General features: G+C 71.8%; 21 protein-coding genes. 11 read left to right on the top strand and 10 right to left on the bottom strand.

The window, feature by feature from the left end:
- The 3 genes from V5F67_RS05835 to V5F67_RS05825 all read right to left on the bottom strand — a co-directional run bounded on the left by V5F67_RS05835 (position 1) and on the right by V5F67_RS05825 (position 2,340).
- Positions 1-1,119 (bottom strand): YeeE/YedE family protein, encoded by a 1,119-nt coding sequence (locus tag V5F67_RS05835; protein WP_394018281.1) that lies wholly within the window; start codon positions 1,117-1,119, stop codon positions 1-3.
- 251 nt (positions 1,120-1,370) lie between these two features.
- Positions 1,371-1,745 carry an ArsR/SmtB family transcription factor gene (locus V5F67_RS05830; RefSeq protein ID WP_394018283.1) on the bottom strand — a complete coding sequence of 125 codons (375 nt, stop codon included), beginning with the start codon at positions 1,743-1,745 and terminating at the stop codon, positions 1,371-1,373.
- Positions 1,746-1,923: 178 nt separating this feature from the next.
- Positions 1,924-2,340, bottom strand: a complete 417-nt coding sequence (locus tag V5F67_RS05825; RefSeq protein WP_394018285.1) for a thioredoxin family protein — start codon at positions 2,338-2,340, stop codon at positions 1,924-1,926.
- 222 nt (positions 2,341-2,562) lie between these two features.
- On the opposite strand from V5F67_RS05825, the gene V5F67_RS05820 reads away from it, so the two are divergent.
- The 5 genes from V5F67_RS05820 (at position 2,563) to V5F67_RS05800 (ending at position 6,066) form a co-directional block, all read left to right on the top strand.
- Positions 2,563-3,297: a cytochrome c biogenesis CcdA family protein gene (locus V5F67_RS05820; protein WP_394018287.1), complete on the top strand. Its 735-nt coding sequence runs from the start codon at positions 2,563-2,565 to the stop codon at positions 3,295-3,297.
- Positions 3,298-3,319: 22 nt separating this feature from the next.
- A complete protein-coding gene (locus V5F67_RS05815; protein ID WP_394018289.1) occupies positions 3,320-3,919 on the top strand; it encodes a SoxW family protein in 600 nt (199 codons plus the stop codon).
- 142 nt (positions 3,920-4,061) lie between these two features.
- Positions 4,062-4,673 carry a glutathione S-transferase family protein gene (locus V5F67_RS05810; RefSeq protein WP_394018291.1) on the top strand — a complete coding sequence of 204 codons (612 nt, stop codon included), beginning with the start codon at positions 4,062-4,064 and terminating at the stop codon, positions 4,671-4,673.
- Positions 4,674-4,679: 6 nt separating this feature from the next.
- A complete protein-coding gene (locus V5F67_RS05805; protein ID WP_394018293.1) occupies positions 4,680-5,423 on the top strand; it encodes an MBL fold metallo-hydrolase in 744 nt (247 codons plus the stop codon).
- Complete coding sequence (locus tag V5F67_RS05800) at positions 5,401-6,066, top strand: uracil-DNA glycosylase family protein (protein ID WP_394018295.1); 666 nt, start codon at positions 5,401-5,403, stop codon at positions 6,064-6,066. The genes V5F67_RS05805 and V5F67_RS05800 overlap by 23 nt, the downstream gene beginning before the upstream one ends.
- 205 nt (positions 6,067-6,271) lie before the next feature.
- Here V5F67_RS05800 and V5F67_RS05795 read toward each other — a convergent pair whose 3' ends face one another.
- A complete protein-coding gene (locus tag V5F67_RS05795; protein ID WP_394018297.1) occupies positions 6,272-7,135 on the bottom strand; it encodes a S49 family peptidase in 864 nt (287 codons plus the stop codon).
- Between the two features lie 106 nt (positions 7,136-7,241).
- Between V5F67_RS05795 and V5F67_RS05790 the strand changes: the two genes are divergently transcribed.
- From V5F67_RS05790 to V5F67_RS05775, 4 genes are all read left to right on the top strand, one after another.
- Positions 7,242-8,147 (top strand): metallophosphoesterase family protein, encoded by a 906-nt coding sequence (locus V5F67_RS05790; RefSeq protein WP_394018299.1) that lies wholly within the window; start codon positions 7,242-7,244, stop codon positions 8,145-8,147.
- Positions 8,148-8,333: 186 nt separating this feature from the next.
- Positions 8,334-8,837: a Spy/CpxP family protein refolding chaperone gene (locus V5F67_RS05785; protein ID WP_394018301.1), complete on the top strand. Its 504-nt coding sequence runs from the start codon at positions 8,334-8,336 to the stop codon at positions 8,835-8,837.
- Between the two features lie 278 nt (positions 8,838-9,115).
- A complete protein-coding gene (locus V5F67_RS05780) occupies positions 9,116-10,384 on the top strand; it encodes an MFS transporter (RefSeq protein ID WP_394018303.1) in 1,269 nt (422 codons plus the stop codon).
- A gap of 136 nt (positions 10,385-10,520) precedes the next feature.
- The gene (locus V5F67_RS05775; RefSeq protein WP_394018305.1) at positions 10,521-10,979 is read left to right on the top strand and encodes a hypothetical protein; all 459 of its coding nucleotides are present in this window, start codon (positions 10,521-10,523) and stop codon (positions 10,977-10,979) included.
- A 95-nt stretch (positions 10,980-11,074) separates the two neighbouring features.
- Here the strand turns inward: V5F67_RS05775 and V5F67_RS05770 are convergent, their stop codons facing one another.
- Positions 11,075-11,998, bottom strand: a complete 924-nt coding sequence (locus V5F67_RS05770; protein ID WP_394018307.1) for a LysR family transcriptional regulator — start codon at positions 11,996-11,998, stop codon at positions 11,075-11,077.
- A gap of 98 nt (positions 11,999-12,096) precedes the next feature.
- Here V5F67_RS05770 and V5F67_RS05765 point away from each other — a divergent pair, with 98 nt between their 5' ends.
- On the top strand, positions 12,097-12,525 hold the full coding sequence (locus V5F67_RS05765) for a DoxX family protein (protein WP_394018309.1): 429 nt from the start codon (positions 12,097-12,099) through the stop codon (positions 12,523-12,525).
- Between the two features lie 39 nt (positions 12,526-12,564).
- On the opposite strand, the gene V5F67_RS05760 is transcribed toward V5F67_RS05765, so the two are convergent.
- Together V5F67_RS05760 and V5F67_RS05755 are read right to left on the bottom strand one after the other, a co-directional pair.
- Positions 12,565-15,336 carry a DUF2339 domain-containing protein gene (locus V5F67_RS05760; protein ID WP_394018311.1) on the bottom strand — a complete coding sequence of 924 codons (2,772 nt, stop codon included), beginning with the start codon at positions 15,334-15,336 and terminating at the stop codon, positions 12,565-12,567.
- A gap of 260 nt (positions 15,337-15,596) precedes the next feature.
- Positions 15,597-15,881 carry a hypothetical protein gene (locus V5F67_RS05755; RefSeq protein ID WP_394018313.1) on the bottom strand — a complete coding sequence of 95 codons (285 nt, stop codon included), beginning with the start codon at positions 15,879-15,881 and terminating at the stop codon, positions 15,597-15,599.
- A 346-nt stretch (positions 15,882-16,227) separates the two neighbouring features.
- On the opposite strand from V5F67_RS05755, the gene V5F67_RS05750 reads away from it, so the two are divergent.
- On the top strand, positions 16,228-17,262 hold the full coding sequence (locus V5F67_RS05750) for an aspartate-semialdehyde dehydrogenase (protein ID WP_394018315.1): 1,035 nt from the start codon (positions 16,228-16,230) through the stop codon (positions 17,260-17,262).
- A gap of 185 nt (positions 17,263-17,447) precedes the next feature.
- Here the strand turns inward: V5F67_RS05750 and V5F67_RS05745 are convergent, their stop codons facing one another.
- The 3 genes from V5F67_RS05745 to rpoN form a co-directional block, all read right to left on the bottom strand.
- Entirely contained in the window at positions 17,448-17,582 is a 135-nt protein-coding gene (locus V5F67_RS05745; RefSeq protein ID WP_394018317.1) for a hypothetical protein, read from the bottom strand.
- A gap of 155 nt (positions 17,583-17,737) precedes the next feature.
- Positions 17,738-18,169 (bottom strand): VOC family protein, encoded by a 432-nt coding sequence (locus tag V5F67_RS05740; RefSeq protein ID WP_394018319.1) that lies wholly within the window; start codon positions 18,167-18,169, stop codon positions 17,738-17,740.
- Positions 18,170-18,254: 85 nt separating this feature from the next.
- Positions 18,255-19,817 (bottom strand): RNA polymerase factor sigma-54, encoded by a 1,563-nt coding sequence (gene rpoN, locus V5F67_RS05735; RefSeq protein ID WP_394018321.1) that lies wholly within the window; start codon positions 19,815-19,817, stop codon positions 18,255-18,257.
- Between the last annotated feature and the right edge of the window lie 13 nt (positions 19,818-19,830).

Raw genomic sequence — 19,830 nt, 5'->3', positions numbered from 1 at the left:
TCAGGGCGCCCCGTCGCCGCCGGCGCGCCGCGCGCGCAGGGCGAGCGCGGTGCCGCGCAGGAGGTCGGTGACCGAGCCTTCCATCAGCAAGGCGATGCCGAGCCGCGCGCCGGCCGCCATGCCGAGCACCGCCAGCGGCCAGGAGAGCGCCATCAGCGAGCCGGCGGTGACGCCCTGGCCGATGGTGCAGCCGCCGCAGAGGATGCCGCCCACCCCCATGAGCACGGCGCCCATGAGGTGGCGCTTCATCTCGCGCGGATCGTCGAACGCCTCCCAGCGGAATTCGTCGGCGCGCAGCGCCGCGAGCGCGGAGCCGAGCGCGACGCCGGCGGCCGAGCCGATGCCGAACTCGGCGAGGCTCTCGGTGACGAACACCAGCCCGAAGAAGCCCCGCGCCACCGGCGAGACGAAGGTCAGGCTCTGGAGCGGGACCGGATGGGCGAACTCGTCCACCAGATAGAGCGTGGCGAGCCAGCCGGCGACCACGGCGAGGCCGAGCAGCGCCCCGGCGGTGACCAGCCGTGGCGCGCGCCTGAGCCGGGCATCGGCGTAGACGAGGCCGATGAGCCCCACGCCCAGCGCCACCGCGAGGACCATCCTCAGATCGACGCCGGTCAGCCGGCCGAGCACCGACGGCAAATCGGACGGGGTGCCGGCCGGCATCGGCACCTGCATGTGCTCGATCACGTCCACCCGGAACGCGGCGAGCGCGCCGCGCAGGGTGGCATAGGCGACGGCGCCGTAGACCATCAGCACCACCAGGCTGCGCAGGTCCCCGGCGCCGAGCCGCACCAGCGAGCCGAACGCGCAGGTGCCCACCAGCGCCATGCCGAGGCCGAACAGCAGCCCGCCGAACAGGATGCCGAACCAGGGCAGCGCCGCGCCCACATAATTGGTGCGCTCGGGGGACAGGATGCCGAGGATGACCAGCAGCTGCGTGCCCATCAGGGCCACGCCGAGCGCGAGGCCGAACACCTTCAGGCGGCGGAAGTCGGCGCCGACCATGGCATCCTCCAGCGCGCCGAAGGTGCACAGGCGCGCCCGGAACACGGCGAAGCCGGCGACGCCGCCGACCAGAAGACCGGCGAGCGCGGTCCACCAGGGGCTCGAAATGTCCATGCGCCGGTCCTCCCGTGACGCCGCCGCCCGTGTCGGGTCGACGGTCGCAGGCGCATTGCTTGAAGGCTCGGACAGACGGGACGCCGCTCAAGGCCCGGGCGGCCGACGGGCATGGCCCGGCCCCCACCCCGTCGCCGACCAGGCGCCGTTGGGAAGCAGTTTCTCGGCCTTTTCCCAATCCCGCAATAGGCAATGTAGATCATGCGCCCCGCACGGGGCGCTGCCGCGGGCGAAGACCCCCTTGCCTCGGTTCATTTTTCGCCGGAGGCGGGCGGCTCGCAATAAATGGAGTAGATCACCGAGATGACGCGCCGCACATCGTCGTTGGCAAGGCTGTAGTAGATCGTCTTGCCGTCGCGGCGGGTGGTCACGAGGTCGTCGAGCCGCAGCCGCGCCAGCTGCTGGGAGACGGTGGGCTGGCGCAAGGAGAGGATGTTCTCCAGTTCGGTCACGGAGCGCTCGCGCTCGGCCAGAAGGCACAGCAGCAGCAGCCGGTTCTCGTGGGACAGGGCCTTCAGGAAGTCGCTCGCCTTGCGGGCGTTGCGCATGAGCTGGTCGAGCTCGGGCGAAATCTCCGGGCCTTCGCGCAGCTCGTCCTCGATCCGCGTGGACAGGATTGGCGGCATCGTCGTTTCCAGACCTCTCAGTCGGCGACCCGCCGGCGCGCGGCGGCGCCAGCGGCTGTGTGTGCGGTGCATCTTAGTGGCGGGAATCGCCGAGGTCGAACCATTGAGGTGAAAAATTCGCCGCAGCCCGCAAACTGTGCACGTCGCCGATGTCGGCCCACTCCCTTCTTGGTCCGCTTCAGTTGCTCGCCGTGGCGGGAAGCGCCCTGGCCGGCAGGTCGCGCGTCATCGCGCCGAGCAGCCCCCAGAACGCGTCCTGCGACATGTATCCGGTGATGCGCCCCACCTCGCGGCCGCCGTCCACCAGCACGAAGGTCGGCGCATAGCGCACCGGCGCCGCCAGCGCGACGCCGCCCGGCTGCCCGCCGAACAGCGCGCCGAGGCCCCCGGGCATGGTGGCGCGCCGCAGCGGCGCCCGCTGGCCTTCCTCGGTGCGGTCGTAGATCGGCGCGACCTCGGCGTCGAACAGCTGGCAATAGGCGCAGCCCGGCCGCTCGAACATCACCAGCTCCGCCGCCCGTCCGGGACCGGACACGGCGAGCGACGCCAGAAGGGCGCCGGCAAGGGCCGTGACGCGCAAGCGCAGGCTGGGCATGGTCGGGCCACTCCGTCGTGTGCCGCTCAGGGCCGGGTTCGGCTTTACATATTATCGCATTCGAATATCTTTTTCCACCGAACGCCGGACCCCGAATTGAGGCGGATCAAATCCGTCCGGGACGAAACGGCGCGGCCGGGTCGTCGCCCGACCGCGGGAGTGGAAAACGCGTGGGCCGACCGGTCCGGACCGTCATCCGGACGGCGCACGAGGGGGAGCGCGATGTCGCTTGATGTGAGCCTGCCCGGCGCGTTCGTCGCCGGGCTCCTGTCCTTCGCCTCGCCCTGCGTGCTGCCGCTGGTGCCGGCCTATCTCGGCTTCCTGGCCGGCGCCGCCGAGGCCGCGCCCGCCGGCGGGAAAGCGCGGCCGGCGAGCCGGCCCGTGGTCGCCGCCGCCTTCGCCTTCGTTCTGGGCTTCTCCACCGTCTTCATCCTGCTCGGCGCCACCGCCTCGACCCTCGGCCAGGCGCTGATGCGCTATGCCGGGCCGCTCACCATCGCCTCGGGGGCGCTGCTGATCGTTTTCGGCCTGCACATGCTGGGCCTCCTGCGCATCCCGTTCCTCTACCGGCAGGCGAAGCTGGAGGTGCGCGAGAAGCCGGCCGGGCTCGTCGGCGCCTATGTCATCGGCCTCGCCTTCGGCTTCGGCTGGTCGCCCTGCGTCGGGCCGGTGCTGGCCGCCATCCTCATCGTCGCCGGCGCCGAGGCCTCGCTCGGGCGCGGGGCGCTGCTGCTCGCGGTCTATGCGGCGGGCATCGGCATCCCGTTCCTGCTCGCCGCCATGTTCGCCGGCCCGTTCCTCGCTTGGGCGGCGGCGGTGAAGAAGCGCATGGGGCTGATCGAGAAGGTTTCGGGCGCCCTCTTGGTGATCACGGGGCTGATCTTCGTCACCGGGCTCATGCCCGACGTGGCGCAGTGGCTGCTCGACCGGGTGCCGGCCTTCGGCGCCATCGGCTGACGGGAACAAGGAGGAGGACGCCATGGGAGCGAAACGTCACGCGATATCCGGACCCTCGCGCCGCGCGCTCGTCGCCGGCGTGCTCGGCGCCGCCGGGCTGGCCGGGGCGGGCCTCGGCGCGCGGCCGGCGCAGGCGGCGACGCGGCTCGGCGACGACGGGCTCTATACCCAGGACTGGTATGTGGAAGGCTTCCTGGACCTCAAGGAGGACCTCGCCGCCGCCGCCGCCAAGGGGCACGGCTTCGCCCTCCAGTGGAGCCAGCGCGGCTGCCCGCTCTGCAAGCGCTTGCACACCGAGTATTTCGCCGACGCCGCCATCGAGGGGCCCATCAAGGCCGCCTTCGACATCGTCCATCTCGACCTGTTCGGCGCCCGCGAGGTGACCTTCTTCGACGGCGCCCGCCTCTCCGAGAAGGCGCTCGGCACCCGCGAGGGCATCCGCGCCACGCCCACCTTCCAGTTCTTCGCCGAGGTGGACGGCAAGGTGAAGGAGGTGGCGCGCATGCCGGGCCTGCTGGCGCCGCCGGAATTTTCCGCCATGTTCCGCTACGTGGCGCAGAAGGGCTATGCCGGCGCCTCCTTCCCCGAGTGGCTGGCGCGCCAAAGCGCGCCGCGCGGCTGACCGGCGAGGCCGCCGCCCGTCATCTACGCATCTACCGCTCCCCCACGAACGCATGGCGGAGCGCCGCCGGCATGCCTTGCGTCCGCCCCGGCGGCGTGTTTTGTGCGTTGCCAACAACACGGCAAGAGGAAAGGCCGACGCCATGAAGCTCTACGATTCGGGACGCGCCCCCAATCCGCGCCGGGTGCGCATCTTCCTGGCGGAGAAGGGCATCGAGGTGGAGCTGGTGCCGGTGGACCTCGGCAAGCTCGAGCAGAAGGGCGCCGACTTCACGCGCATCAATCCGCGCCAGCGGGTGCCGGCCCTGGTGCTCGACGACGGCACGGTGATCTGCGAGACCATGGCCATCTGCCGTTATTTCGAGGCGCTGAAGCCGGAGCCCAACCTGTTCGGCAAGACGCCGGTGGAGCAGGGCCTGGTGGAGATGTGGCAGCGCCGGGTGGAGCTGGAGCTGCTCTACCCGATCATGTTCGTGCTGCGCCACACCAACCCCGGCATGGCCCAGGTGGAGGTGCCGCAGGTGCCCGAATGGGGCGAGGCCAACCGGCCCAAGGTGATGGCCTATCTCGAATTCCTGAATGTCGAGCTGGCGGACCGCGCCTACATCGCCGGCGACCGCTTCACGGTGGCGGACATCACCGCCATGGTGGCGCTCGATTTCATGCGGGTGATCCGCGTCGAGGTGCCGGCCTCCTTCAGCCACCTCCTGCGCTGGAAGAGCGTCGTCTCCGAGCGCCCGAGCGCGAAGGCCTGACTTGCGATGCACCTGAAAGTGGTCGGCTGCGGGGATGCGTTCGGCTCCGGCGGACGCAGCAACTCCTGCTATCTCGTCGAGGCGGCGGGGCTCACGGTGACGCTGGACTTCGGCGCCAGCGCGCCGGTGGCGTTCAACCGGCTCGGGCTCGATCCGGCGGCGATCGACATCGTCTTCCTCAGCCACCTGCACGGCGACCATTTCGGCGGCCTGCCCTTCCTGCTGCTGGACGGGCAGTTCGTGCACCGGCGCACGAAGCCGCTCGCCATCGTCGGCCCGCCGGGCACCCGCGCGCGCCTCGAGACCACCATGGAGGCGCTGTTCCCGCGCATGGGCGCCAATGCCTGGCGCTTCGCCTGGGAGGTGGCGGAAGTTGAGCCGGGCTCGACCACCACGCACGGCCCGTTCACCCTCACCACGACCGAGGTGATCCACCCCTCCGGCGCGCCCTCGACCGCGCTCAGGCTGACCGACGGCACGCGCACGCTGGCCTTCTCCGGCGACACGGAATGGACCGAGGCGCTGCTGCCCATCGCCAGGGACGCCGACCTCTTCATCTGCGAGAGCTACATGTTCGAGGGCTCGCCGGTGGGCCATCTCGCCTACCGCACCATCGCCGGGCGGCGCGCCGATCTCGGCGCCCGGCGCATCCTGCTCACCCACATGGGCGACGCCATGTGGGCGCGGCGCGCGGAGGTGGACGGCGCGCATTTCAGCGTGGCGGAGGATGGCCTCGAACTCGACCTCTGACGCCACCCTCGACGCGCTGGTGGCGCGCATCCGCGCCTGCCGGCTGTGCGTCGAGGCGCCGCGCGGCGCGCCTTTGCCCCATGCGCCGCGGCCGGTGCTGCGGGTGTCGTCCACCGCCCGCATCCTGGTGGCGAGCCAGGCGCCGGGCACCAGGGTGCACCTGTCCGGCCTGCCCTTCACCGATGCCTCGGGCGACCGGCTGCGGGCCTGGATGGGCGTGAGCGGCGACACCTTCTACGACGTCGCCCGCATCGCCATCGCCCCCATGGGCTTCTGCTTTCCGGGACAGGACGCCAAGGGCGCGGACCTGCCGCCCCGGCGTGAATGCGTTGCCGCCTGGCACGATGCGCTGTTTTCCGCCCTGCCGGACTTCGCCCTGGTGCTGGCGGTGGGGCGGCCGGCGCAGGCCTATCACCTCAGGCGGCTCGGCCTCGACCACCTGATCGGCCGGGGCCTGACCGAGACGGTCGCCAACTGGCGCGTGGTGCGCGCGGCCGCGGCCGCCGGCGGGCACACCATGGTCTACCCCCTGCCGCACCCCTCCTGGCGCAACACCGGCTGGCTGAAGCGCAATCCCTTCTTCGAGGCCGAGCTGCTGCCGGCCCTCAAGGCCGACATCGCCCGCCAGCTGCTGAAGGGCTAGGGAACGCGGCCGGATCGACGCCCCGTGCCGGACGGCACGGTCCGGAAAGCGCCGTCATGGCCGGGTTTGACCCGGCCATCCACGCGTTGCGACTGGGACACGCTTTCGTACGTCGGCGCCAGCGGCTGGACGTGGATGCCCGGGTCAAGCCCGGGCATGACGGCAGCCCCGAGGGCGCTGTCCGCCTGACTCCGCAAACGGGTTCTCAGAGCCCGAAGCGGCCCCAGAGCATGCGCTCCTCCAGCGCCGCCAGCGCGCCGTGGGCCGCCGCGGCGCCGAAGCCGCCGGGGCGGCGCCGGAAGAACGGGCCGGGCGGCTGGATCAGCGGCAGGCGCACGTCCTCGCCGTAGCGCGCCTTCAGGATCGCGCGCACGTCGCCGAGCCCGTCCACGAGGCCGAGGCCCGCGGCCTGGGTGGCGAGCCAGAACTCGCCGGAGAACAGCGCCTCGTCGCCCGCGTGGAGCGCCTCGCCGCGGCGCGCGCGCACGAGGTCGGCGAACACCACGTGCAGCTCCTTCAGGAGCGCGTCGAGCCGCTCCACGTCCTCGGGGCGCTCGGGCCGGAAGGGATCGAGCATCACCTTCTTCTCGCCCGCCGTGTAGACGCGCCGCTCGATGCCCAGGCGCGCGATCGCCTCGTTGAAGCCGAAGCCCGCCGTGACCACGCCGATGGAGCCGACGATGGAGCAGGGATCGGCGAAGATCTCGTCCGCCGCGCAGGCGATCATGTAGCCGCCCGAGGCCGCCACGTCCTCGACGAAGGCGAAGACGTGCTTGTCCTTCTCCTCCGCCAGCGCGCGGATGCGCTTGAAGATCAGGTGCGACTGCACCGGCGCCCCGCCGGGCGAGTTGATGAGCAGCGCCACCGCCGGCGCCTTCTTGATCGCGAACGCCTTGTCCAGCGCCTTCGCCACCCCGGCGAGGGTGAGGCTCTGGCTGAACGGGGAGTTCATGCCGATGGCGCCCGAGAGGCGCACCACCGGCACCACCGGCAGGTCGCCCCGCCAGCTGTTCGGGAGCAGATCGCGCGCGCGGCGCAGCAGCGAGGAGGAGGAGTATGCGTCGGCCATGCCTCCCGATTAGCGGGCGAGTGCGTCCGCCTCAAGGCGCCCCGGAGGTTTCCCCCTCCGCCATGATCGCCTAAAGGGAAGGCGCCGACCCCAGCCGAGGCCAGCCATGTTCGTGATCGCCCACCTGTCCGATCCCCATCTCGGCCCGATCCCGGAGGCGCGGCTGTCCGAGCTGCTCGGCAAGCGCTTCTTCGGCATGATGAACTGGATCGGCGCGCGGCGGCGCAATTTCGGCGCGGCGACGCTGCGCCCGCTGATGGACGATCTCCTCGCGCAGGCGCCCGACCATATCTGCGTCACCGGCGACCTCGTGAACGTGAGCCTGCCGGCGGAGTTCGACACCGGCGCCGCCTTCCTCACCGCGCTCGGCCCGGCGGACCAGGTGAGCGTCGTGCCCGGCAACCACGACGCCTATGTGCGCTCGGCCATGCACTACCACCTGGAGCACTGGGCGCCGTTCCTGGCCGGCGACGACACCCACCCGCACACGCCCGTGGACGTGGAGGCCTTCCCCTATGTGCGCCGGCGCGGGCCGGTGGCGATCGTCGGCGTCTCCACGGCGGTTCCCACCGCGATGTTCCTCGCCAGCGGCGAAGTGGGCCGGCGCCAGCGCGCGCGCCTCGAAGCCCTGCTGCGGCGGCTCGGCGAGGAGGGGCTGTTCCGCGCCGTGATGATCCATCATCCGCCGGTGGGCGAGCGGGCGTTCCACCGCGACCTGCGCGACGCCGAGGCGGTGCGGCAGGCGATCGGGGCGGCGGGCGCCGAGCTGGTGATGCACGGCCACGACCACCGCGCCTCGCTCGGCGCCATCGCCTCGGCCGCCGGCCCGATCCCGGTGGTGGGCGTGCCCTCCGCCTCCGCCGGCCCGGACGACGACCGTGGCGCCGGGCGCTACAACCTCTACCGCATCTCCGGCGGCCCCGGCGCCTGGCGCTGCGAGATGGAGGCGCGCGGCTACGCGCCGGGCGAGGCAATCGTGGCCGAGCGGCAGCGCCGGGTGATCCTGGGCTGAGGCCCGGCGCGGCAAGAAGGTGAACGGACATTCAAAGATACGGCGAAGTCGTGACGCCTTTGCGGCCCGCGAATTCTATCGTCACGTTCAGTAACGAATTGTAACCGAGCCTCATTACGGAAGTTTAAGTTGAGGTGACGGCGAGGGCGCGCAATCCTCACCTCATCCCTTAAGGAGGTTGAGACCATGAAGAAAGCCCTCATCGCCGCCACGGCCGCCGCCCTGATCGCCGGCTCCGCCGCCACCTACGCCGCCAACACCGGCCCCGGACCCGGCCGGGGCGAGCGCTGGCAGCCGAGCGCGGCCGACTTCGCCGCCCTCACCGACGCCCGCATCGCCGGCCTGAAGGCGGGCCTCAAGCTCACCCCGGACCAGGAGAAGCTCTGGCCGCAGGTGGAGACCACGCTGCGCGACGTCGCCAAGGACCGCGCCGCCCGCATGGAGCAGGCGCGCGAGGCCCGCAAGGCCGACGACGGCGCGCGGCCGGACCCCATCACCCGCATGCGCAACGCCGCCACCCGCATGGACGCCGCCGCCGCCGACCTGCGCAAGGTCGCCGACGCCTCCCAGCCGCTCTACAACGCCCTGGACGAGGCCCAGAAGCAGCGCCTGAACGTTCTGCTGCGCCAGAACTTCAAGGGCATGGGCATGCACCACGGCGGCCCCTACGGCGGTCCCCGCCGCGGCTGAGCGGCGCCCGCTCCGGAAGGCCCGCGGCCCAGCGGGCCTTCCCTCCCTTTGGACGATCCATGAACATCGATCATGGATCGCTTGATTATTATTGATTTCTATCAAGTGCAGGCCCGCAGTATCGTGGCGGCGAAATGCCCTCCCGCGCCCGCGGCTTCGCGCCCGGAGCGGAGGGCCCCGTCCCGGTCGCGGCGAACCCAGGCTCCTGTCCCCCGTCCGCGGGGTCCGGCGCGGGCGCGGCGCGACGAACGCCCGCCAAGGGCGTCTGCGAGCCCCTCATGTCGTCCCTTCCCGCCTCCCCGGCCGCCCCCTCCCCGCCCCGCCGCAGCCTGGCGCTGCCGGCGTTCGTCATCATCGCCGCCGGCGGCCTGATCGGCATGATCACGTTCGGGCCGCGCTCCGTGTTCGGCCTGTTCCTGCTGCCCATGACGCAGGAGTTCGGCTGGGGCCGCGACGTGTTCGCGGTGTCGGTGGCGATCCAGAACCTCCTGTGGGGCGTCGGCTCGCCCTTCGCCGGCGCCGTGGCCGACCGCTTCGGCACCGTGCGGGTGCTGTGGGCGGGGGCGCTGCTCTACGGCGCCGGCCTCGTGCTCATGGCCTATGCGCAGACGCCGCTGGTGCTGCACCTGAGCGCCGGCGTGCTGGTGGGCTTCGGCCTGTCCGCCTGCTCGTTCAACCTGGTGCTGGCGGCGTTCGGCAAGCTGCTGCCGGACCATCTGAAGTCGCTCGGCTTCGGCCTCGCCACGGCGGCCGGCTCGTTCGGCCAGTTCCTGTTCCCGCCGCTGGCGCGCGGGCTGATGGACACGGTCGGCTGGCAGGAGACGCTGATCCTGTTCGGCTTCTCCATGCTGCTCACCCTGCCGGTGGCGGTGGCGCTCGCCACCCGCGGCAACGCCAAGCCCGCGCCGGCGGCGGTCAGCGCCGCGCCGGCGCCGCAATCCATCTCCGGCGCCCTCGCCGAGGCGTTCCGCCACCCGAGCTACGTGATGCTGGTGCTCGGCTTCTTCACCTGCGGCTTCCAGCTCGCCTTCGTCACGGTGCACATGCCGGCCTACCTGGTGGACCAGGGCATGACGCTCAGCGTCGGCGCCTACACGCTGGCGCTGATCGGCCTGTTCAACATCGTCGGCTCGCTCACGGCCGGCTACCTGTCGGGCCGCTTCTCGCGCAAGTGGCTGCTGGCGGCGATCTACGCCGGCCGGGGCCTGGCCATCATCGTGTTCATGCTGGTGCCCACCACGCCGCTGAGCTGCTACCTGTTCGGCGCCGTGTTCGGACTGCTCTGGCTCTCCACCGTGCCGCCCACCTCCGGGCTGGTGATGCTGATGTTCGGCACCCGCTACATGGCCATGCTCTACGGCTTCGCCTTCTTTTCGCACCAGGTCGGTGGCTTCATCGGCGTGATGCTGGGTGGCGAGCTTTACGAATCGAGCGGCTCGTACGCGGTGGTCTGGTGGCTCTCGGTGGCGCTTTCCTTCGCCTCCGCCGCCATCAACCTGCCGATCCGCGAGGCGCCGGTGCACCGGCCGGCACCGCAGCCGGCCTGAGTCCTTCGGGGCACACCCAGGCACAAATCGACCCCGCGCGGCCCGCGTTTCCGGCTGCGCGGGGCCGCGGCGCTTGACAAGGTGCGCCCTGGCGGGTGCATCGTGTTCCTCAAACGTTCAGGACTTTGCGATCGACATGCGCAGGATCATTCTCGCGATCGTCGCGCTCGCCTGTGCGGGGCCGCTGGCCGCCGTGCCGGCGGGAGCGCAGCAGCTGAGCGCCGACGAAGCGCGCACCTTCGTGGTCGGCCGTGCCTTCTCCTTCACCTGCTTCGAGGGCACGTCCGGCTCCGGGCGCATCTATGCCGACGGATCGGTGGCCGGCACCATCTCGCTCGGCCAGAAGCCGGCGCGCTTCGTGCGCCTGCCGCCCAACACCCTGCGCGTGCGTGGCGAGGCGGTCTGCGGCTTCGTCAAGGGCATGAGCTTCGAGCCCTGCTTCGACGTGGTGCGCACCGGGCCGAGCTCGTTCCGCGGCTCCCTTGCCGGCATCGGCACCATGTGGTGCGAGTTCGTGGGCGCGGGCGGCACGTCGCGCCCGCAGATCGCCTCCCGCCGCAAGTCGAAGGGCAGCGCGGAGGCGTCCGACGACTGAGCGCCCGCGCGCGGATCGCCCGGCCCTTCGGGACAAGCCGGACTTGGCCACAAGCCGGACTTGGCCACAAGCCGGACTTGGCCACAAGCCGGACTTCAGGCCGCCGGATCCGCCGCCTTCGCGCCGCCGCCCTCGCCGTGCCCCTCGATCAGCGGCTTCAGCTTGCCGAGCTCGCGCGCGGCGTGGTCCATGAAGGCGCGCACCCGCGCCGTGGCCTTGATGTCCGGATGGGTCAGCAGCCACAGCCCCGCCTCCAGCTCCGGCTGCGGCGGCAGCACGCGCACGAGGCCCCGCGCGCGCTCGGCGATCATGCACGGCAGCAAGCCGAGGCCGATGCCCGCCGCCACCGCCTCCGCCAGCCCGAGCACGGTGTTGACACGGTAGACGATCTTCTCCTCGCCCACCCGCTCGCGCAGCCACTTGACGGCCTTGATGCCGTTGAGCGGATCGCCGAAGCCGAGCCAGTCGTGGCGCCGGAAGTCCTGCGCCTCGAGTCCGCCCGTGCAGTCGCCCGGACGACCGTAGACCGCCCAGGCGATGGAGGCGATGCGCCGGCCCACCAGCGTGTCCCCCGGCCGGTCGCTGGCGCGGATCGCCACGTCGGCATCGCGCTTCGACAGGTTCAGCGAGGGGTTCGCCACCACGATGTCGAGGCGGATCTCCGGATAGGCCTTGCGGAACGAGGCCAGGATCGGCGTGAGCAGGTGCACCAGCAGGGTGTCGTTGGTGGTGACACGCAGCTCGCCCGAGGGCCGCAGGTCCTGCCCCGTGATGCGGCGCTCGACGGCGTTCACCTCCTCCGCCATGCGCTCGGCGAGCCGCACCATCTCCTCGCCGGTCGGGGTCGGCACGTAGCCCGCGCGCGAGCGCTCGAACAGGCGCGCGCCGAGCTGGCTCTCCAGCGCCCCGAGGCGGCGGAACACGGTGGAATGGTTCACCGAGAGCTGCTCCGCCGCACCGGCGAGCGAGCCGGTCTCGGCGATGGCCTGCACCAGCCGGAAGTCGTCCCAGGGAATCATCGCATTGCATCCATGCAAATCGATTCATTCATTTATACTGATCGAATTGCATGAGGGAAAGCGCTACATCTCCGTCACTTCAACCGGAGATGACCTCCATGATCGACACTCGCACTGCCCCCTACGGCCTCTTCCTCCTGCGCGCCGCGCTCGGCCTGATGTGGGTCTCCCACGCGCTGCTGAAGGTGTTCGTGTTCACCGTCGCCGGCTTCTCCGGCTTCCTCGCCAGCAAGGGCTTCCCGGCCGCGCTGGCGCTGCCGACCATCGGCGCCGAGCTGATCGGCGGGCTGCTGATCCTCGCCGGCATCTATGCCCGTCCGGTGGCGGTGCTGCTGATCCCGGTGATGCTCGGCGCCATGCTGGTCCACATCCCCAACGGCTGGATCTTCTCCGCCGCCGGCGGCGGCTGGGAGTATCCCGCCTTCCTCGTGGTGGCCTCGCTCACCATCGCCCTGTCCGGCGAGGGCGCCTTCGCCCTCAAGCCCTCGGCGCTGATCCCGGGCCTCGGCAAGCGCGCCTACGCCTGATCTCGGCATCGCATCGACCGGCGAACGCCGTCCGCTCCCTCATGGGGCGGGCGGAGGCGCCTTGCGCGCGCCGGCATCGCGGGCGAGCAGGCGCTGGTAGAGCCAGCCCATGGCCACCAGCACCAGGCCGAGGCCGATGAAGGAGAAGGCGCGCAGCGCCCCTTCCAGGTCCGACATGTCGGACAGGAACACCTTCAGCACCGTCACCACCATCACCGCCGCCGAGGCGAGGCGCAGCGTGCGCGACCTGCGCCACAGGCCGAGGGCGAGCAGCAGGATGCCGAAGCCGAGCCAGGCGGCGGAGTAGGCGTACCACTCGGCGGACGAGATGGCGGCCGGATCGAGCACCGGCCCCTGGAACAGCCGGCTCACCTCGAAGGTGACGTAGGCGAGCCCCAGCACCACCGCGAGGCCGCGCGCGATGAGCCGCGTCGGCCGCTCGCTTGCCGGCACCCGCGCCGCGAACAGCAGCGCCAGGATCGCCGGCAGCGCATAGGCGGTCAGCAGGTCGTTGAACACCGGGCCGCCGACGCTCGCCTTGGTCGCGAACGGATTGGGGCCGATCAGGGTGCCCACCGCGAACAGCGCCGCGAGGGCACCGACGAGGCGCGCGAACAGGCCGTAGAGCGGCCGCGCCCGCACCTCGGCGAGCCACAGCAGGCCCACCGCATAGGCGCCGTAGATGCTCGCGAGCAGCCCGGTCTCGAACAGGCCCGAGCGCTCGGCGAGGATCTGATCCGGATGGGCGAGGTGGAACACCTCCAGCGCCGCCAGCAGCACCGCGAACAGGAGCGCGAGCCCCTCGTGCACCCGGCGCGGCCAGTCGTCGGCGGTGCGCCCCAGCAGGTGCGCGCTCGCGGCGAAGGCGGCGGCAGGCACGCCGTAGCCCCACAGCAGCCAGTTGAAGATCGGCGTGGTGCCGAGCTGGTCTCCGGCGATGGTGGGGTCGGCGCCCACGTGCGCCGCCACCAGCAGGCCGAGCCCGGCCGAGAGCTGGCGCAGGCCCGGCAGCGTCCGCTTGGTCGCGACCCAGGCCACCGCGAGCGCGGCGAGGGCGAGGCCGACGGTGAGCCATCCCTTCTCCAGCGCGAAGGCGAGCGCCAGCGCGAGGCTGACCACGCTTCCGGCGGCGAAGGCGGCGGCGGGCGCCCCGCTCGGCCGGGCGCGCTGGGCGCTCTCGGCCCAGAAGGCGAGGACGAGCGCGAGCAGGAGGCCGAGCGCCGCGAACGGCACGCTCTTCTCGAAGTCGGTCAGCCGCTCGTAGGCCGCCACCAGCAGCAGCACCGCGCCGAGGCTCGACGCCCCGGCCCAGCCGATGCTGGCGAAGGCGCGCCCCGCGCGGCGCGCGCCGAGGAGGCCGAGCGCCAGCTGCACGCCCGCGAGCGCGAAGCCGAAGGCGATGAAGTGGCCGAGCGGCAGATGCGACGGGCCGGGCACGGAGCCCGCCACCGGCCCCGCCGGCGCCACCGCCGAGCCGGGGTCGGGCGGGAAATCCCAGACGCCGAGGATCACCGGCGCGGTGAGCGCCACCGCGAGCGCCGCCAGGGTCGCCGCCGGCGCGCGCCAGGCCAGCGCCAGCGCCCCGAGCGCGGCGGCGACGTACGCCGCCAGCGGGCCGAAGGCGACGCCGCCATGGACCGCCGCCGCCAGCGCCACCAGCACCGCGCCCGCCGCGCCGAGGCTCGACACCAGGTCCGGCCGGCGGCCGGGCGGCGGTCCCCACAGGTGGCCGGGCGTGAGCAGCGCGGCGGTCAGCGCCAGCAGCACGAGGCCGATGAGCCCGCTCGCGGGCGTCGCCTGCGGCACCTCGAAGGCGAGCAAGGCGAGGCCCCATCCCGCCATGCCGGCGACGGCGAGCAGCGCCAGCAGGCGCCAGCGCTTCAGGCGCGCCACCGCGAGCGCGCTCGCCCCCACGGCGATGATCAGGATGGCGACGCCATAGGCGTTGGGGTCGCTGGAGGTGACCAGCAGCGGCGTCGCCGCCGCGCCGGCAAAGCCGAGCACCGCCAGCGCCGGCCCGTGCAGCAGCGCCGCGAACACCGTGGCGATGCCGGTGAGCGCCAGCAGCACGAACGCCGCGCCGGGCGCGATCAGGTGGTAGAGCTCGTAGGCGGCATAGAGGCTGCCGAAGGCGGTCATGGTGCCGGCGGCGGTGAGCACGCTCGGCACATGGGCGGCCGGCAGGCCGGCGAAGCCGTCCTTGCGGTCGACCCGGCGCAGCCATTCGCCCGCGCCCAGCAGCAGAGCGGCGAGCAGCAGGCCGAGGACGACCCGCGCCAGCGGGCCGATGAGATCCTGCTCCACGGCGTAGCGCACCAGGAACACGCCGCCGAGCGCCAGCGCGATGCCGCCCACCCAGACCGCCCAGCGGGCGCCGAGGCGCTCCTCGAAGCCGGCGAACCGCTCCCTGAGCGGGACCGTGGGCGGGCGTGGCTGCATCCAGGCCGGCTCCGGGACCGTGGGCCGCGGCGCTTCGCCGGCCACCTGTGCGGGGACCAGCGGCGGCGCTCCGGTCGTCCCGGGACCGTCCGGCGGCGGCGGGACCGCCTCCCCGGGTGCGGAAACGGCCTCCGACGCGGCGTTCCGGGGGTCGAAGCGGGCCAGCGGCGACCCCGGCGGCGAAGGCGGGACCAAGGCTTCCGATGGCGGGATTTGCCCCAGTCCTGCGGCCTGGAGACGCTGGTCCAGCTGCGCGACCTTCTCCTCCAGGGAGCGGATGCGCCCGCGATGCTTGAGCGACAGCACCAGCGCGACGATCGCCATCACCGGGAAGGCGAGCACCAACAGCACCAGCCAGACCAACTCGTCCATAGGCTCCTCCCGGCCGACCGGACACAAGCTATAGCCGTGCTCAAGCCGGCGCCACCGGCGTCAAGCGCCGCCCTCGCCCGGTTCAGGCCGGGAGGTATTCCGAAAGGTCAGACGGTCGGAACAGGGTGGCGCGGGAGCACCGTCCTACCGCAGGAGCCGCATCGCCTTCGCCAAGCACCGCGCTTTCCCGGGCGCGAATCAAAATGGCCGCACCATGCTGGCGCGGCCATCCGTACCGGTCGGCTTGGGAACGGGCGGGCTCAGTAGCCCGGCAGGTCGAACGGACCGGGCAGCGGCCAGCGCATGCCGGTGATCGGGCCCGGCCCGACCGCGCTGCCCTGGTAGTTCGGGAAGTTGTAGTTCAGCGGCAGCGCATAGTCCGTGTAGGACTTGGTGCCCGGCTTCACCATGGTGCCGGCATCCAGGTAGGAGCGCTTGGCGATGGTGACCTGGGTGCGCTTCTTCGACGACGTCTGCGCCTCGGCCGTGCCGGCAAACGCGACCGCGAGCACGGCAGCGAGGGTGAGAGCGGGCGCGAAACGCATGGATAGCCTCCCAGAACGGCGCACGGCCGTCGGCTCTTGGTTACGGCATGCTTGGCCTTCAGGCAAGGAAACGGTCCGACTGGCAGGCCGGTTCCCGGCCGGAGGCGGGCCTGCCGTGGCCTGCCGGCAACAGTTCGGGGACCCATGGCCGCCGTTGGGGAAGCCGGGCGCGGCGCTTCGCCCCTCTCCGGCCGCGGGGCCCTTGCGGCGGGGCTTGCGAATCACTCCCACGCAAATGGCGCCCCAGCCTTGCGCCGCGCGGCGTTGCGCCGGGGCGCGCTTCGTCATAAAAGCGCATCCTCCGGCCCCGGATGAATGGGGCGTGGGCAGTTTTCCGAGGAACACCATGGGTTACAAGGTCGCGGTCGTCGGCGCCACGGGCAACGTGGGCCGGGAGATTCTGTCGATCCTCGCCGAGCGGGGCTTCCCCGCGGACGAGGTAGTCGCGCTCGCCTCGCGCCGGTCGCAGGGCGTCGAGGTCTCCTACGGCGACAAAACCCTGAAGGTGAAGAATCTCGAGACCTACGACTTCTCCGACACCGACATCTGCCTGATGTCGGCGGGCGGAGCCGTGTCGAAGGAGTGGTCGCCGAAGATCGGCGCCGCCGGCTGCGTCGTCATCGACAATTCCTCGCAGTGGCGCATGGACCCGGACGTTCCCCTCATCGTCCCCGAGGTGAACGCCGACGCCATCACCGGCTTTTCGAAGAAGAACATCATCGCCAACCCGAACTGCTCCACGGCGCAGCTGGTGGTGGCGCTGAAGCCGCTGCACGACGCGGCGACCATCAGGCGCGTGGTGGTCTCCACCTACCAGTCCGTCTCCGGCGCCGGCAAGGACGCCATGGACGAGCTGTTCACCCAGACCCGCGCGGTGTTCGTCTCCGACCCGGTGGAGCCGAAGAAGTTCCCGAAGCGCATCGCCTTCAACCTCATCCCGCAGATCGACGTCTTCATGGACGACGGTTTCACCAAGGAAGAGTGGAAGATGGTGGCCGAGACCAAGAAGATCCTGGACCCCAAGATCAAGCTCACGGCCACCTGCGTCCGCGTGCCGGTCTTCATCTCCCATTCCGAGGCGGTGAACGTGGAGTTCGAGAAGGAGCTGTCGGCCGAGGACGCGCGCAAGATCCTGCGCGAGGCCCCCGGCATCCTCGTCATCGACACCCGCGAGCCGGGCGGCTACGCCACCCCGCACGAGGCGGCCGGCGAGGACGCGACCTACATCTCGCGCCTGCGCGACGACCCGACCGTGGACAACGGCATCGCCTTCTGGTGCGTGTCGGACAACCTGCGCAAGGGCGCGGCGCTGAACGCCGTGCAGATCGCCGAGGTGCTGGTGAACAGGAAGCTCATCACCTCGCGCCGCAAGGCGGCCTGAGGCGCGCCGCTCCGCCCAAACCACGTCCCAGCCCTCCGGGGCACGCCGGGGACGGGATCTAGATTGGCGAGCTCCCCGTTCCCTCCACTGGAGAGAACGGGGAGCTTGAGGGCGTTCCAGCCCGAAGCGCGCCGGGGCGATAGCCGCCGGCGGCGTTCGCCCGCTCGGTCCGGCCGGCGGGGCGGTCAGCTGCCCTTGTGGGTGCTCTCGGCCTGGGCGCTCTTGTCCTGGGCGCCGGGGCAGCCCGAACCGCCGGCGAAGGCGGGCGCGGTGGCGGAGACGACGGCGAGGGTGCAAAGAGCGAAGGCAAGGCGCTTCATCGGCAGATCCTCCTGTAACGGAAATTCTAGCCTAACCCCGCCGGACCGGCCCTGCGAAGCGCGCGGGACGCCTCCGGCCGCCTCAATTGCGGGCAATTCCCGTCGTTCTCACGCGCACGTGTAGCGATGCCGGCGTGAGCTTGGCGGTCCGGCGCTCAGCTTCCGTATGTCACCGCCTCGATGCGCCAGCCATCCGGGTCCACCAGGAAGGCGGCGTAGTAGCCGGGCCCGTAATGGGGCCGCGGCCCCGGCGCGCCGTAATCCGTGCCGCCGGCGGCGAGCCCGGCCGCATGAAAGGCGTGCACCGCCGCCCGGTCCGGCGCGCAGAAGCAGACGTGGGTGCCCGGCGGGGGCGCGAAGGCCGCGTCGCGATGCTGCACCCAGAACGGCGCCGCGCCCGGCAGGCCCTCCGGTGCCGGAAGCGTGCCCGGGGGCCCCCAGCAGGCCGAGGCGCCCTCCTCCTCGTCGTAGTCCGCCACCCGCACCAGGCCCAGCGGCGCCAGCGCCGCATCGTAGAACCGCACCGCGCGGGCAAGGTCGGCGCAGGTGAGCGACATGTGATCGATGACGGGGCGGATGGCAGTCATGGCGGGATCCGGAAAGCGGGAGGCGCGGTGTATCGCCGGCACAGCGGGGTAGTGGGCGAAGAGAGCGGCGATGGCGCCTCTGCCCTCAGCCCACCTCGCGCAAGGACAGCTTCTCGCGGCGGCGCTGGACCGAGGAGGGGATGTTCATGCCTTCGCGATACTTCGCCACCGTGCGGCGGGCGATGTCGATGCCGTCGTCGCGCAGCTTCTGCACCAGCGTGTCGTCGGAAAGCACGTCGTCCGCGCCCTCGGTGTCGATCAGCGCCTTGATGCGGTGGCGCACCGCCTCGGCCGAGTGGGCCTCCCCGCCCCCAGCCGCCGAGATGGCGGAGGAGAAGAAGAACTTCATCTCCACCACGCCGCGCGGAGTCGCGATGTACTTGTTGGAGGTGACGCGCGAGACCGTCGATTCATGCATGCCGATGGCGTCGGCCACCGTGCGCAGGTTGAGCGGGCGCAGGTGGCGCACGCCGTGCAGCAGGAAGGCGTCCTGCTGGCGCACGATCTCGCTCGCCACCTTGAGGATGGTCTGCGCCCTCTGGTCGAGCGAGCGCGTGAGCCAGCTCGCGCTCTGCAGGCACTCGGCGAGGAAGGTCTTCTCGTGCGGCGCCTTCGCCGCCTTCGCCACCACCGCGTGGTAGGACTGGTTCACCAGAACCCGCGGCAGGGTCTCCGAGTTGAGCTCCACGATCCAGGCGCCGTCCGCGCCCGGCCGCACATAGACGTCCGGAATCAGCGGATGCACCACGCCACCGCCGAAGGCGAGGCCGGGCTTGGGATCGAGGCGGCGAATCTCGCCGATCATGTCGGCGAGGTCCTCGGCATCCACGCCGCAGATGCGCTTCAGCGCGTTGCGGTCATGGCGGGCGAGCAGTTCCAGGTTCGCCACCAGCGCCTGCATGGCGGGATCGAAGCGGTCGCGCTCCCTGAGCTGGATCGCGAGGCATTCAGCGAGGTTGCGCGCGCCGACGCCGGTGGGCTCGAAGGTCTGGATCAGCTTGAGCACATCCTCCACATCCGCGGGGCGGGCGCCCATCTGCCCGGCCACCTGGTCGAGGTCGCCGGTGAAGTAGCCCGCCTCGTCGATGAGGCCGATGAGGTGGATGCCGATCAGCTTGCGGGCGGGGTCCGCCTCCGCCACCGAGAGCTGCGCCTCCAGATGGTCGGCGAGCGTGGCCTCGGAGGTGAGGAAGGCTTCCGGGTTGTAGTCCTCGCCGCGGTCCCCGCCCCCGCCGCCGCCCCAGTCGATGCTGGAGGAGGCGCCGGGCGAGGCCGCGGCCTGGGCGCGTTCGGAGGGCGCGTCGTCCGGGAACACGTTGCCGAGGTCGGTATCGAGCCGGGTCTCCATCTCGGCGCGCGAGGGCTCCAGGCCCTGCTCCATCCAGTCGCCGGAGGCGGGCGCCTCGCGCTCGGCGGTGGCCAGCTCCTCGCGGGCCTCGCGCGCCTCGGCGCTCTCCTGGCCGTCGGCCGGCGCCGGGCTTTCGTTCTCGGTCAGGCGCTCCAGCAGCGGGTTGCGCTCCAGCTCCGCCTCCACATAGGCCACCAGCTCCATGTTGGAGAGCTGCAGCAGCTTGATGGCCTGCATCAGCTGCGGCGTCATCACCAGCGACTGGGTCTGGCGGAACTCCAGCTTCGGGCTCATCGCCATGCGGAGCCCTCCC

The organism is Xanthobacter pseudotagetidis (assembly GCF_043194795.2).
In the GTDB taxonomy this organism is placed as follows: domain Bacteria; phylum Pseudomonadota; class Alphaproteobacteria; order Rhizobiales; family Xanthobacteraceae; genus Xanthobacter; species Xanthobacter tagetidis_A.
The sequence above is the reverse complement of the archived record's forward strand: the minus strand, read 5'-3'. Positions and strand labels throughout refer to the sequence as shown.

Excerpts from the sequence above, each read along its gene's own strand:
- V5F67_RS05765 (WP_394018309.1), top strand. The coding sequence starts at position 12,097 with ATGATCGACACTCGCACTGCCCCCTACGGCCTCTTCCTCCTGCGCGCC.
- V5F67_RS05830 (WP_394018283.1), bottom strand. The coding sequence starts at position 1,745 with ATGCCGCCAATCCTGTCCACGCGGATCGAGGACGAGCTGCGCGAAGGC.
- V5F67_RS05740 (WP_394018319.1), bottom strand. The coding sequence starts at position 18,169 with ATGACTGCCATCCGCCCCGTCATCGATCACATGTCGCTCACCTGCGCC.
- V5F67_RS05835 (WP_394018281.1), bottom strand. The coding sequence starts at position 1,119 with ATGGACATTTCGAGCCCCTGGTGGACCGCGCTCGCCGGTCTTCTGGTC.
- V5F67_RS05785 (WP_394018301.1), top strand. The coding sequence starts at position 8,334 with ATGAAGAAAGCCCTCATCGCCGCCACGGCCGCCGCCCTGATCGCCGGC.
- V5F67_RS05800 (WP_394018295.1), top strand. The coding sequence starts at position 5,401 with ATGGCCTCGAACTCGACCTCTGACGCCACCCTCGACGCGCTGGTGGCG.
- rpoN (WP_394018321.1), bottom strand. The coding sequence starts at position 19,817 with ATGGCGATGAGCCCGAAGCTGGAGTTCCGCCAGACCCAGTCGCTGGTG.
- V5F67_RS05755 (WP_394018313.1), bottom strand. The coding sequence starts at position 15,881 with ATGCGTTTCGCGCCCGCTCTCACCCTCGCTGCCGTGCTCGCGGTCGCG.
- V5F67_RS05750 (WP_394018315.1), top strand. The coding sequence starts at position 16,228 with ATGGGTTACAAGGTCGCGGTCGTCGGCGCCACGGGCAACGTGGGCCGG.
- V5F67_RS05775 (WP_394018305.1), top strand. The coding sequence starts at position 10,521 with ATGCGCAGGATCATTCTCGCGATCGTCGCGCTCGCCTGTGCGGGGCCG.
- V5F67_RS05790 (WP_394018299.1), top strand. The coding sequence starts at position 7,242 with ATGTTCGTGATCGCCCACCTGTCCGATCCCCATCTCGGCCCGATCCCG.
- V5F67_RS05815 (WP_394018289.1), top strand. The coding sequence starts at position 3,320 with ATGGGAGCGAAACGTCACGCGATATCCGGACCCTCGCGCCGCGCGCTC.
- V5F67_RS05810 (WP_394018291.1), top strand. The coding sequence starts at position 4,062 with ATGAAGCTCTACGATTCGGGACGCGCCCCCAATCCGCGCCGGGTGCGC.
- V5F67_RS05770 (WP_394018307.1), bottom strand. The coding sequence starts at position 11,998 with ATGATTCCCTGGGACGACTTCCGGCTGGTGCAGGCCATCGCCGAGACC.
- V5F67_RS05760 (WP_394018311.1), bottom strand. The coding sequence starts at position 15,336 with ATGGACGAGTTGGTCTGGCTGGTGCTGTTGGTGCTCGCCTTCCCGGTG.
- V5F67_RS05780 (WP_394018303.1), top strand. The coding sequence starts at position 9,116 with ATGTCGTCCCTTCCCGCCTCCCCGGCCGCCCCCTCCCCGCCCCGCCGC.
- V5F67_RS05805 (WP_394018293.1), top strand. The coding sequence starts at position 4,680 with ATGCACCTGAAAGTGGTCGGCTGCGGGGATGCGTTCGGCTCCGGCGGA.
- V5F67_RS05745 (WP_394018317.1), bottom strand. The coding sequence starts at position 17,582 with ATGAAGCGCCTTGCCTTCGCTCTTTGCACCCTCGCCGTCGTCTCCGCC.
- V5F67_RS05795 (WP_394018297.1), bottom strand. The coding sequence starts at position 7,135 with ATGGCCGACGCATACTCCTCCTCCTCGCTGCTGCGCCGCGCGCGCGAT.
- V5F67_RS05825 (WP_394018285.1), bottom strand. The coding sequence starts at position 2,340 with ATGCCCAGCCTGCGCTTGCGCGTCACGGCCCTTGCCGGCGCCCTTCTG.
- V5F67_RS05820 (WP_394018287.1), top strand. The coding sequence starts at position 2,563 with ATGTCGCTTGATGTGAGCCTGCCCGGCGCGTTCGTCGCCGGGCTCCTG.